Annotated in this window: 12 protein-coding genes; 3 read left to right on the top strand and 9 right to left on the bottom strand. The window is 42.5% G+C overall.

Annotated elements, in window-relative coordinates:
* Positions 1 to 11 precede the first annotated feature (11 nt).
* Positions 12 to 503 (top strand): YajQ family cyclic di-GMP-binding protein, encoded by a 492-nt coding sequence (locus tag PR833_RS06050; protein ID WP_014656773.1) that lies wholly within the window; start codon positions 12 to 14, stop codon positions 501 to 503.
* Positions 504 to 547: 44 nt separating this feature from the next.
* Here PR833_RS06050 and PR833_RS06045 read toward each other — a convergent pair whose 3' ends face one another.
* The 9 genes from PR833_RS06045 to PR833_RS06005 all read right to left on the bottom strand — a co-directional run bounded on the left by PR833_RS06045 (position 548) and on the right by PR833_RS06005 (position 10541).
* Entirely contained in the window at positions 548 to 1915 is a 1368-nt protein-coding gene (locus tag PR833_RS06045) for an MFS transporter (protein WP_004927003.1), read from the bottom strand.
* A gap of 151 nt (positions 1916 to 2066) precedes the next feature.
* The gene (gene cyoE / locus PR833_RS06040) at positions 2067 to 2954 is read right to left on the bottom strand and encodes a heme o synthase (protein WP_004927005.1); all 888 of its coding nucleotides are present in this window, start codon (positions 2952 to 2954) and stop codon (positions 2067 to 2069) included.
* Between the two features lie 12 nt (positions 2955 to 2966).
* The gene (locus PR833_RS06035) at positions 2967 to 3299 is read right to left on the bottom strand and encodes a cytochrome o ubiquinol oxidase subunit IV (RefSeq protein WP_004927007.1); all 333 of its coding nucleotides are present in this window, start codon (positions 3297 to 3299) and stop codon (positions 2967 to 2969) included.
* On the bottom strand, positions 3300 to 3914 hold the full coding sequence (locus PR833_RS06030) for a cytochrome o ubiquinol oxidase subunit III (protein WP_004927009.1): 615 nt from the start codon (positions 3912 to 3914) through the stop codon (positions 3300 to 3302).
* Entirely contained in the window at positions 3904 to 5895 is a 1992-nt protein-coding gene (gene cyoB, locus PR833_RS06025) for a cytochrome o ubiquinol oxidase subunit I (protein WP_004927011.1), read from the bottom strand. The genes PR833_RS06030 and cyoB overlap by 11 nt, the downstream gene beginning before the upstream one ends.
* Before the next feature lie 4 nt (positions 5896 to 5899).
* On the bottom strand, positions 5900 to 6847 hold the full coding sequence (cyoA, locus tag PR833_RS06020; protein WP_004927013.1) for a cytochrome o ubiquinol oxidase subunit II: 948 nt from the start codon (positions 6845 to 6847) through the stop codon (positions 5900 to 5902).
* A 441-nt stretch (positions 6848 to 7288) separates the two neighbouring features.
* Complete coding sequence (locus tag PR833_RS06015; protein WP_004927017.1) at positions 7289 to 8071, bottom strand: nucleoside-specific channel-forming Tsx family protein; 783 nt, start codon at positions 8069 to 8071, stop codon at positions 7289 to 7291.
* A 253-nt stretch (positions 8072 to 8324) separates the two neighbouring features.
* Complete coding sequence (gene ampG, locus PR833_RS06010) at positions 8325 to 9836, bottom strand: muropeptide MFS transporter AmpG (protein ID WP_004927019.1); 1512 nt, start codon at positions 9834 to 9836, stop codon at positions 8325 to 8327.
* Between the two features lie 126 nt (positions 9837 to 9962).
* Entirely contained in the window at positions 9963 to 10541 is a 579-nt protein-coding gene (locus PR833_RS06005) for a YajG family lipoprotein (RefSeq protein WP_014656771.1), read from the bottom strand.
* A gap of 245 nt (positions 10542 to 10786) precedes the next feature.
* On the opposite strand from PR833_RS06005, the gene bolA reads away from it, so the two are divergent.
* Together bolA and tig are read left to right on the top strand one after the other, a co-directional pair.
* Positions 10787 to 11125, top strand: coding sequence for a transcriptional regulator BolA (gene bolA / locus PR833_RS06000; RefSeq protein ID WP_004927022.1), 339 nt, complete (start codon positions 10787 to 10789; stop codon positions 11123 to 11125).
* A gap of 357 nt (positions 11126 to 11482) precedes the next feature.
* Positions 11483 to 12787 carry a trigger factor gene (gene tig, locus PR833_RS05995; RefSeq protein WP_004927024.1) on the top strand — a complete coding sequence of 435 codons (1305 nt, stop codon included), beginning with the start codon at positions 11483 to 11485 and terminating at the stop codon, positions 12785 to 12787.
* Positions 12788 to 13160 lie beyond the last annotated feature (373 nt).

Genomic DNA, 13160 nt, shown 5'->3' with positions numbered 1-13160 from the left:
AGGTCATAACCATGCCATCATTTGATATTGTATCTGAAGTAGAAATGAATGAAGTGCGTAATGCGGTTGAAAATTCCGAGCGCGAATTAACCACCCGTTGGGACTTTAAAAATGTGGCGGCAAGCTTCGAACTCAATGAGAAGAGTGAATCTATCAAAGTAACGAGTGAGTCGGACTTTCAAGTTCATCAGTTGTTAGACATTTTACGTGAAAAAATGGCAAAGCGTGGCATTGATGGCGCTGTCTTGAATATTCCCGATGATGTTGTGCACAGTGGCAAAACTTACAGTGTTGAAGTGACGTTAAAGCAGGGGATTGATGCGGCAACGGCTAAAAAAATTGTTAAGTTAATTAAAGATAGCAAACTGAAAGTTCAAGCTCAGATCCAAGGTGAGCAAGTGCGAGTGACAGGCAAATCACGTGATGATTTACAATCAGTGATGGCACTTGTCCGTTCTGGCAACCTAGGCCAGCCATTCCAGTTTACTAACTTCCGTGACTAATAGGCACAACAGCCCGCTGCTGATATTGCCGCGGGCTATTTGTATTAATCTTCACCTTTAATTATTGCTTCTAGTTGTTCTCGCGTTGTCAGTTTCCTATCCACTTTCACATAAACGCCCATTTCATCGGGAATAATGACGGCTTCTAATACACCCGGCAGCGTGGAAAGTTGAGCTTGTAACTTGTCGATATTTTTAAATCGATGAGGTAAAACAAGACGAATACTGCTGACATAAGGAGGCTGCCGCATGGTCAGACTCACGATAAACCAAATGGCTGTTAAGGCTAGCCCGCCAATAAATACGGCTGCCGCTCCATCCATATCATAGAGCCACCCACCGAGTATGCCGCCTATCGCCACACCTAAAAACTGGCTGGTGGAATAAACCCCCATTGCGGTTCCTTTATAGCCAGCGGGAGCTTCTTTACTGATCAATGAAGGGAGAATGGCTTCCATAATATTAAAGGCGACAAAAAATAGCTGTAATCCTAAAAAGATCACCCACAGATGGTTTCCCGATAACCATAAAGTGACCTCAGCTAACGCCAAGATAAAAATACATAGTAAAAACACCTGTTTCATTTTTCGGTGTTTTTCAGCATAGATAATAAAGGGAAGCACTGATACAAAGGCGATCAGCATGGTAATCAGATAAGCCTTCCAGTGATCTTTTGCCAAGTATCCCGCATGAGTCATGATTAAGGGGAAGGCAACGAAGCTCGACATAAGCAAAGTATGTAGGCTTAAAATGCCAAAGTTGAGTTTTAGCAACTGGGGGTTCGTTATGACTGTACGCAAATTCTCTTTTACGAAAGCGGATTCGCGGTTAGTCATATGCTGATGGCTATTAGGCACCACAAACAGGGTGACCACAATAGCACCGCCCGCTAGTAGGGTGATCCCCCAAAATAACCCACTTAATCCAACCCAGTGAGTGACGATTGGTCCTAGGACTAATGCGATAGCAAAAGTGATGCCAAAGCTAATCCCTAAAAAAGCCATGGCCTTGGTACGATTCTGTTCGCGGGTAAGGTCAGAAAGTAATGCCATAACGGCAGCAGAAATCGCTCCAGCACCTTGTAAGGCTCGACCAATAATGATCCCCCATATGGAGTCACTAAGTGCGGCGAGTACGCTACCAATGATAAATATCATCAACCCAACTACGATTAAAGGTTTACGGCCAATTTTATCTGACATCAAGCCGAAAGGGATTTGGAAGATGGCTTGGCTTAGGCCATAAATACCAATCGCGACCCCGACCAAAAGCTCTGATGAATCTTTAAGGTGAATACCATAACTGGTTAATATGGGTAATACCATAAACATCCCTAGCATTCTTAGGGAAAAAACAGAGCCTAGCCCCCATGTCGCACGTAATTCGGAGCGGGTCATCTTGTTATCATTCATGGTAAAGCCTCGGGTATAGACGAAAAAGGTTATTCTATTGGGGAACCTAGAGGTAGGTAAATGAATATTTAATCATTATTAATAATCAATAATGATGTTATAAATGAAAACGGCAGGACTGGCCTGCCGTTGGGAGTTATTGTGTCAGAAATTATCTAACTAAAGCTATAACAGTATCGGTTGAAACTGTTGGGTCAACTGACATCATGACACTCAATGAAGTGATCGCCACAATGGAGAAGATAAACAGTTTACGAGCCCAAACACGGTCATCATTTTCGGTTTTAAACCCAGAAATTGCCATGCCAAGCCACCAAAGACTGACCGCAGCACCCACAACCAGATATTTATAACCAGCGTATCCGCTGATAGCTAACATGAGTGTGGCAACCATGAATGCCAAGATGTATAAGAAGATATGTGTCTTAGCGACAGAGATCCCTTTAATTACAGGCAAAACAGGAATATTAGCTGCTTTATAGTCTTTAAAACGGAAAATCGCGATGGCATACGAATGAGGCATTTGCCACAAGCTGAAAATCAATAACAGGATCAATGCACCTGTATCGAACTCATTTGTGACAGCGCAATAACCGATAACCGGTGGAGCTGCGCCAGATAAACTACCAATTAGCGTGCCATAGACTGATTTACGTTTCATATATAGGCTATAAATACCTACATAAACTACGAAACCAATTACCGCAAGGAGCATTGCCAGAGCATTTGCTGCTACAAGAAGTAGCAGCATGCCAGCAATACCTAATGCAGCGGCGTAAATCAGGCTAATTTTCGGGTCAATCAGCCCTTTAACTAAAGGGCGATTCTTCGTTCTTTCCATGATACGGTCGATATCACGGTCGATATAGTTGTTAAAAACACAACCAGAAGCGACGACCAGTGATACACCCAGCAAAGTCGCAATAAACAGCGGGTAATCAATCGAGCCTTTTGAGGCGAGAAGAAAACCGCCGATCACAGAAATTAGATTTCCGAAAATAATTCCTGGCTTGGTCACTTGCAGGTATTGCTTAAACATATCGGCAACTCTTTAGTCGAGCATCATATTGATGTTCAGGTTGTACATAATCCACAGAGAGCCAATGACAACGATACCGATGATTAGCATAGTGAACAGGAATGCAATCAGGTTCCAACGCTCATCTGATGATGTGTTCATGTGCAAGAAGCATACTAGATGAACGAGGATCTGTACAACAGCCATACCCACAACTGTCCAAAGGATAGTGGCTTGTGATGCTGTACCTTCCATCACCATCCAGAAAGGAATCACTGTCAATATGACTGACAGAACAAAACCAATCACGTAAGTCTTCATGCTACCGTGGCTTGCTCCAGTATGAGCATCTTTTGCGTGACTCATTTAAATTGCCCCCAGAAGATAAACAACGGTAAATACACAGATCCAAACAACATCTAAGAAGTGCCAGAATAGGCTCAGGCAGTTCAGACGCGTTTGGTTCACCTCAGTTAGGCCACGGCGTGAAACTTGGATAATCATGATGATGATCCAAACTAGACCACAAGTCACGTGGATACCGTGAGTTGCAACCAGCGTAAAGAAGCCAGACAAGAAGCCACTGCGGTCAGGACCATAGCCTTCTGCAATTAGCTCATGGAACTCATAAACTTCCATGATAACGAAGCCAAGGCCTAACAGGAAAGTGACAAACAGCCATAAGTTAACGGATGCAATTTTACCTTTATGCATGGCTAACATTGCAAAGCCGTAGGTGATACTACTGAACAACAGTAGGAAGGTTTCACCTAAAACGAATGACAGGCTGAAAATGTCTTTACCTTCAGGGCCGCCGGCAGTGCCGTCAGCCAAGACAACATAAGTTGCGAATAAACAGGCGAACAGAATCAGGTCACTCATTATGTAGAGCCAGAAACCAAATACCTTAGTTCCGCCTGCATCATGGTGCCCATGCTCTGCATGGGCCAAGTTTTGATTAGTCATTGTATTAGTTGACATCGTTCACACCTGCCTTACGTAAGTCTTCAAAGTGCTTATTCTCGATTTGCTCGATTTCGGCCACAGGTACGTAATAATCAACATCTTCGTCGAAGCTTTTTGCAATCCAAGTAACAATCATGCCAGCGAAACCAACGATTGCGAGCCACCAGATGTGCCAGATCATCGCGAAACCTAAAACCAAGCTGAATGCAGCGATGATCACGCCAGCGCCTGTATTTTTCGGCATATGAATTTCTTCATATTTAGCAGGACGCTTATGAGCGGTACCTTTTTCTTTCATATCCCACCAAGCATCGCGAGTTTGGATGTTTGGCTCGATGGCAAAGTTATAGAATGGCGGTGGAGAAGATGTTGCCCACTCCAGTGTACGGCCACCCCATGGGTCACCAGTTAGGTCACGGTTTGCATGACGGTCACGGATACTCACGATGATTTGGATAACTTGACACAGGATACCCAGCGCAATCAGTCCAGCACCACATGCAGCAACAACGAGCATCGTGTGATAAGCCGGATCAATATTTTGGCTTAAACGACGAGTCATTCCCATAAAGCCAAGGATATATAGCGGCATAAATGCTAAGAAGAAACCAGTGATCCAGAACCAGAAGGCACGGACACCCCATTTTTCATTTAGCGTAAAGCCGTAAGCTTTCGGGAACCAGTAAGTCATACCCGCGAAACAACCGAATACCACACCACCAATGATAACGTTATGGAAGTGAGCAATCAGGAATAAACTGTTGTGCAGAACGAAGTTTGCACCAGGTACTGCAAGTAGAACACCTGTCATACCACCGACAGAGAAGGTGATAATGAAGCCGACAGTCCACAGCATCGGTGATTTAAACTCAATACGACCTTGATACATGGTGAACAGCCAGTTGAAGATCTTAACCCCTGTTGGGATTGCGATAATCATCGTGGCGATACCAAAGAAGGCGTTGACGTTTGCTCCCGAGCCCATCGTAAAGAAGTGGTGCAACCAAACGATGAAGGACATAACGGTAATAACGATAGTTGCCCACACTAACGAGGTGTAGCCAAACAGACGTTTTTTGGAGAACGTTGCCGCAATTTCTGAGAAAACACCGAATACAGGTAGTACAAGGATATACACCTCTGGGTGACCCCATGCCCAAATCAGGTTGATGTACATCATCATGTTACCGCCCATATCATTAGTAAAGAAATGGGTACCTAGGTAACGGTCTAATGTCAGAAGCGTCAGTGTAACAGTCAGGATTGGGAACGCTGCTACGATAAGTACGTTCGTACAGAGTGCTGCCCAGCTAAATACTGGCATTTTCATCATCGACATACCCGGTGCACGCATGCGGATAATTGTCGCGATAAAGTTAACCCCTGTTAATAGTGTACCAATACCGGATATCTGGAGACTCCAGAGCCAATAATCGACCCCGACACCCGGGTTGTACTCCAAGCCCGAAAGCGGCGGATAAGCTAACCAACCTGTTTGTGCGAATTCACCCACCCCTAAAGAGATGTTAATCAGCACAACACCGACGACGAAGAACCAGAAGCTCAGTGAGTTCAGGAATGGGAAAGCAACGTCACGCGCACCAATTTGCAGAGGAACAACAAGGTTCATCAGACCGACAACAAATGGAGTCGCCATGAAGAAAATCATGATAACGCCGTGTGCGGTAAAAATTTGGTCATAGTGGTGAGGGTTTAAGAAACCTTCTTGACCAGCAGAAGCGAGTACTTGTTGACCACGCATCATGATAGCATCCGCGAAACCACGGAATAGCATGACCATTGCGACAATGATGTACATGACACCAATTTTTTTGTGGTCAACGGATGTCAACCACTCTTTCCACAACCACTTCCATTTACCGAAGTAGGTGATCGCACCAAGAAGCGCAATACCGCCGATAATGATACAAATCAGTGTCACGACGACAATTGGCTCATGGAGCGGAATAGCATCTAGTGTTAATTTTCCGAACATGCCCTTATTCCTCAGCGCCTGTATGAGCGTTATGGCTCATATGCATAGATTGACCTGCAGTTTCATCTTTCTTGTCTGCAGGAGCGTGACCTTTATGGTGCTCATGACCAAACTTGAGAATGATGTCTTCATACAGATTTGGTTTCACGCTAGAGAAGTAGGTTACAGGAACGTTCATGCTAGGTTTGGCGACTTCATCAAACGCTTGCATGGTATCCATAGTCTTAGGTGACGCTTTCACCTTTTGTACCCACTCATCAAAACCTTGGCGATCAGGTGTTGCGATAGCATTAAACTTCATATCAGAGAAGCCATGGCCACTGTAGCTTGCAGAGAAGCCTTTATAAGTACCAGGTTCATTAGCAATTAAGTGAAGCTTAGTTTGCATACCTGCCATCGCGTAGATTTGACCACCTAACGATGGAATGAAGAACGAGTTCATCACCGAATCAGACGTAATTTTGAAGTTGATTGGCACACCAGTAGGGAATGCGATTTCGTTAACTGTTGCAATGCCTTGCTCTGGATAGATGAAGATCCATTTCCAGTCAGCCGAAATAACTTCAATAGTGACAGGTTCCTGATCACTGACTAATGGCTTATAAGGGTCAAGCTCATGAGTCGTCTTCCAAGTAATAGTACCTAGAATGATGATAATGATGATAGGAACGGTCCAGCAGACTAACTCAATTTTATTTGAGTGAGCCCAGTTAGGACGGTAAGTTGCTGATTTATTGGATTCACGATATTTCATTGCAAAGATAAATGCCATGAAAATAACAGGAATCACAACAACGAGCATTAAGCCGATTGCAATAAGAATCAGCTCTTTTTGTTTGACGCCAACGGCGCCTTTAGGGTCCATCAACACCATGTCGCAACCACCTAATAATAAGGCGGCTACAACTAGCGAGATTGCCCCAATGCTTTTTTTGTAGTTCATAAGTCTCATCCACGACCCCAAATGACAAAGATTCTAATTGTCGTTTCATCAGTGGGGGCATTCTACGGTAAGGTTATGTGAGTGTAAACAATTGTAAGGTAAAGAAGCAGGATTGTTAGCTCTTTATGTTAATATGATCACATGTAAAGAGCTTATGATTAAAAAGTTAAAAGTCATGCAGATTATAGGTATATTTTGCTAAAACGAAGGTAATACTAAAATATCTTTGTCATTTTTCAAAGAAAAATATGTACAAAAGTGAGCAAAAAATGAAGAAACTGCTATGATTGTTAAATAAAATGATAGGTGAAATTACGATTTTTAATGCCGATAAGGCGGCTAGCACCACCTTACCGGCCAAAATAGCTAAGAAAAATTGTTACTTTCTTGAAAAGAAAAGAGAGTTTTTAAATTTTTCTATAAGTATTCATGTTGACTTAAGTGAGCTATTTAGAACGTATATTTTAATGTATAAATAATCGCATCTTGATAGAAATCTTCACCTAACTTGTTATCAGCGTAGCGATATTGAACACCTGCTGCTAAATTTGGTGTTGCATTCCACCAAAATGCTAATGCACCATTGACACCATCACGACCACCGTTACCGCTGCCATAACGTTTATGGCGTGCAAACTCCATTTCGTGCCAGTTAGTGATCATGAAATTCTCTTCAAACATTTTGAATCCATAACCAGCAACCCAGCCGACGACATAGCCGTTATTACCTGAATAAAACGATTGATCGACATAGTGCATTGCAATAAATGGTTTGAACCACAGGTCACCAAATGCAGTGTTGTATCCTAAACCATACAATGTATTGACTTCATGGAAATTACCACCATATTTAGCTCCTGGCAGTGACCAAGTACCATAGACGTGTCCATATACGTTAAAGCCACTGTCACCTAAATAGAAACGTCCCGTGGTTTTGATTGTATAACGTTGGTTACGACCTGGTTCAGTACGGCGTTTATGGAATGGATTTTCCACATCAAAGAAGCCGTATAATTCCCCCCAATTGAAGTTAGCACCGCCTTCTAACTCAATGTAGGCAAAGTCTTTTTTACGAGAAGTGTATTCTGACTTAGTTTCGGTGCGGTGAGACCAGTCTAGATAGTTGACATTGATATCCGCGAAACCATTCTGATAGCCAAGAAAGCCGTCGTCTGCATTCGCTGTTCCAGCTAAAGATACGAGTGCCGCGGCGCAGAGAAGTTGTTTTTTCATAATATATTATTTTCGTTTGAGTATTAACGATATTTATTATTCAGCCGTGAGGCTGATTAGCCCTTAACGTGTGAGATATTAGGCTTTTCATTTGTAATTAAAAAATATATTTCATTGAATAAGTGATATGCATCACGATATGACGCGAGGGATATCAATATTTGCTAGTCAGATCTAATTTAAAAGGTCAAGAAAAACCCGAAACAGATTTATCTTATTTCGGGATAATTACTCTAGTTATTAATTTTTTTGATTAATTAATAGCTTTTTTAACTACTTTCTTGACCGCAAAGAAATCAAGGCATCCACCAATAATCAAACTTAATGCCCCAATCCCAACGCCGGTATTGAAGATGCTATTTTGATATTCAGGCAAGGAAAGCCAAAGTGATAGATGAGTTGTAAACAGATAGATTTTGACAGATGAGAATGAGCTGATTAAGAGCGTTATTAGCCAAATAGCAAGGATGCTAATAGCTAGCAAGAATAAGTAAACCGCGATTTTGTAGGCTTTTGCATATTGTTCACGGCGCTGGAATAGCCCAGTTGTTTGGGTATAGATAAGCGATGTGCGGCAGGCAAGTAGCAGCAAGATCCCCGGTAGAGCAACGATAATCGAGAGTAAATAAAAGATTGGCCAATCATAAGCACTCACAAGAATACTGGCAACAGGGCCGATATATACGCGTCCTACTGCGGAAAGTGCAGATAGCAAAGCAAATTGTGTGGCAGAAAGAGACTTATTACATAAGGTCATCAATAAGGCAACAAAGGCGGCGGTACCCATTCCTGAGAAAAGGTTCTCAAGGAAAATAATTGTTCCCATAGTCATGATGTTAGGTGGCGTGACTGCAAGGAACCAATAGCCGATATTAGATACGCCTTGTAATATTCCGAAAATAAAGAGCGCGTTAAATAAGCTCATTTTTTTCATCAAATAACCGCCAAATAACGCCCCAATAATGGTCGCCAGCATACCTACTGTTTTATTGACAGTGCCGACTTCACTTAAGCTAAACCCTAGCCCATGCAGTAGAAAATTGGTGTTAAGTGCCATAACAAAAGCATCACCCATTTTATAAAACACCAGTAACAGCAGGATCAACCAAGCATTGTTACGGCTGAAAAATTCAGCTAATGGTTCATAGATAGCTTTTTTTAGTGAAGTTGGTGGTGCGCCATTATCTTCAGGCTCTTTGGCAAGCAGCGTCGCTACAACACCGATTAGCATTAACCCCGCCATGAGTAGATAGAGCTGTTTCCATGTGAGAAACGTATCTGCCATCCATAATGCTAATCCACCTGAAACTAGCATACTGATGCGATACCCCATCACCGACACGGCGGCACCAAAACCTCTTTCCTCTGCACTGAGCAAATCGGTTTTATAGGCATCGAAGACAATATCTTGTGAGGCGGAGCAAAAGGCAACCATGACGGCAAGTGCTGCTAACCACCATAGGTGTTCGGATGGATTCATAAAACCCATCGCCCCTATGCTAATAATAAGTAGGATCTGTGTGGTGAGTAACCAACCTCGACGCCGACCAAAAAAAGGAGGCGTATATCTGTCCATCATGGGAGACCACAGAAACTTTAAAACATAAGCTTGACCAACAAGTGAAAAGAAACCGATTGTTTTGATATCGATGTTTTCAACTGTTAACCAAGCTTGTAATGTACCTGCGGTAAGGGCTAACGGAAGGCCGGAAACAAAACCTAATAGGATTAAAATGACTGAGTTAGGTAAAAAGGCACGGGACATAATCTTCCTATGATTGGTTATTTGTAAAATAGAGGACTTCCGTTATTGGTTGCTTATTGTAGTAATAGCACCACACTTTTAAGAGCCTATAGAAATAGGCTCTTACCGTATAATAATGAAGGGCGATTACCGAGCGTTTTGTCTAATAAACTGCGTCAATTCTTGGTCATTTGCCATATCATTAATTAAATCTGTTAACGCGATATTGATCGCTTTTTCTATTTTATCGTTACTTGCACCAAGTAATTCTTGGTTGTTGTAATTACGCGTAAAAGTACGTGATTTCGTCGAGCCGTTAGGCGCTGTCGCATTAACGGTCACACTGGTGTTTACCGTGATATTGTGACGTAGACTACCTTCAGTGACTTGGGCGTTTAATTGATTTAATTGTACGACTAAGTTAACACTCGCGGGTGACGACACCATAAAACCACGTGCTGCCATTTGTTTCTCAACCGCTTCTTGCATTAAATAGCGAGGATCACGCGAAGGTGACAAGACCACTAAACTCCCATTACGGTTGAGTTCCGTAAGTGATTTTGATGGTCGGTTATCAACGCTACTCACACTAATTGCGGTTGCATTGAGTGTCGGGTTGCGCGCAGGTAGCGTGATTTTGGGTTCGAGCGATAAAGTGTTATTGCTTGTTGCACAACCTGCTAGAAGAAATAGTGCAAAAAGTGGAAAACAAAGTTTTCTTAACATAATTTTTTCCAGTTAATCTTTCCTAATTGAGTCTGTTCCGTTATGGTGCAATCTAACGAACCCTGTTATGTTTTATAGGGTATAGTGCCATTGTGACGGATTTTCTAAAGGGTTAGACAACCATTTTAGAAAAAATTCGCCAAAGCGGGTATTTATCATATCATTGTAGAGTGATTGTCCTCTACCGTGACAAAAAAAGATAACAAAAAAAACGTAAATGTTGGTTGAAGAAAGGAGTTATTTTTATGGGGATAAATGCACCGCAGAATATGCAGTCACGTATTCAGCAAAAGTTGCATACAGCCTTTGAACCTGCTCATCTTGAAGTGATCAATGAAAGCTATCAACACAATGTGCCTGCTGGTTCAGAAAGCCACTTTAAGGTGGTTTTAGTCAGTGAAAAATTTGAAAATAAACGTATGGTTGGCCGTCATCGCGAAATTTATGCTATTTTGGCGGACGAATTAGCAGGAAGTATCCACGCATTAGCGCTCCATACGTATACCCCGACAGAATGGGGGGAATTGGCGGATACGGCATTAAATTCACCTGCATGTCGTGGTGGTGGTAAAACAAACGGCTGATTGACTCATTCTCTGTTTTACTGTCATTGTGATGAAATGATTCACATCATTTTACGATGTCGACATTAATTTCGATGAGCATTTTTTCTCCAATTTGCGTGGAGAAGACATTTTTTAGTCGGAAAAGTCACAAATAAAGCGGATTGATCGCTTCTTTTATCAGCTTTTCTCGACTCGGAGCATCTGCATCGGTATAATGTCGCGTCTAATTTTCAGTAAGGTTTCGGGACGCTTCTGATATCAGGGATGACCGTTGTGTAAGCAACGCCCCCGGTTCTGGAAGGGAGAAGGTCGTTATGATTTAATGACCAAACTCTGGAGTAGACCGATCACTAAGATTTTTTTTGAGGTAAGAAGATGCAAGTTTCTGTTGAAACGACTCAAGGCCTTGGGCGTCGTGTAACAATCACCGTTCCTGCTGCCGATATTGAAAAAGCAGTAAACAGCGAGCTGGTTAATGTCGCGAAGAAAGTACGTGTTGATGGTTTCCGTAAAGGGAAAGTACCAATGAACATCGTTAAACAGCGTTACGGCGCGTCTGTTATGCAAGACGTTCTGGGCGATGTGATGCAACGTAACTTCATCAACGCGATCATCGAACAAAAAATCAATCCAGCAGGTGCGCCTAGCTACAAACCTGAAATGCTGGAAGATGGTAAAGATTTTGTTTACTCAGTTGAATTCGAAGTTTATCCAGAAATCGAGCTGAAAGGTCTGGAAACTATCGAAGTTGAAAAACCAGTTGTTTCTGTAAAAGATGAAGATCTGGAAAACATGCTGGAAACGCTGCGTAAGCAACAAGCTCAGTGGAAAGAAGTTTCTGAAGCGGCAACTGCGGATTCACGTATCACTATTAACTTCACTGGCTCAATCGATGGTGAAGAGTTCGAAGGCGGCAAAGCAGAAGATTTCGCACTGGTTATGGGCGAAGGTCGTATGATCCCTGGCTTTGAAGATGGCATCGTTGGTCACAAAGCAGGCGAAGAGTTTGATATCGAAGTTAACTTCCCAGAAGATTACCACGCTGAAAACCTGAAAGGTAAAGCAGCTAAGTTTGCTATCGTTCTGAAGAAAGTTGAGCAACGTGAACTGCCAGAATTCACTGAAGAGTTCATCAAGCGTTTCGGTATCGTTGATGGTACTTTAGAAGGTCTGCGTGCTGAAGTTCGTAAAAATATGGAACGTGAACTGAAAAATGCAGTTCGTAACCGTATTAAAGCGCAAGTTTTAGATGGTCTAGTTAACGCAAACGAAATCGAAGTTCCTGCTGCTGTGGTTGATGGCGAAATTGACGTTCTGCGTCGTCAAGCTGCTCAACGCTTTGGTGGTAACGAGAAGCAAGCGATGGAACTGCCACGTGAACTGTTCGAAGAACAAGCAAAACGTCGCGTTGTTATCGGTCTGCTGTTAGGTGAAGTGATCAGCGCTAATGAGCTGAAAGCTGATGAAGATCGTGTTAAAGCATTGATCGAAGAAATGGCGTCAGCTTATGAAGATCCAGCAGAAGTTATCGAATACTACAGCAAAAATAATGAGCTGATGAATAGTGTTCGTAACTTAGCATTAGAAGAACAAGCGGTTGAGAAAGTTCTTGAAGTTGCGAAGGTGACTGAAAAAGAAACTAACTTCACAGAATTGATGAACCAAGTTCAAGCGGGTTAATTTCGCTTTTTCAGTTGTGCAAATAATAAACCCGTGGCATTGCGCTGCGGGTTTTTTGCCAATTAGAGTTATCACATTTCAAGTTAGGGTGAGGGTGCCTAGATAGAGGCTGAGCTTGGGGTTTATTAGCCATTTGTGCTGCCTAAGATGGCTTACTTGTCGCTTTATTACCACTCGAATTATTTAAGGTAGGCGCACCAATCGTCTTGAAAATCACATTTTCGCCCTAATTTTATTATAAGCGCTGCGGTATATTCACATAAGATAGGCTGTTTGGTTCTCGGTTATCTGAAAGAACAAATCCGTGAATCCTTACAGACTTGTGTTAAACTATTTTATAGTGGGTCTTGTTTTCTACGGCGTCATTCGCTGT

It is taken from the genome of Providencia sp. PROV189 (genome assembly GCF_028480065.1).
GTDB lineage: Bacteria > Pseudomonadota > Gammaproteobacteria > Enterobacterales > Enterobacteriaceae > Providencia > Providencia stuartii.
This window is presented reverse-complemented; position numbering and strand designations above follow the sequence as displayed.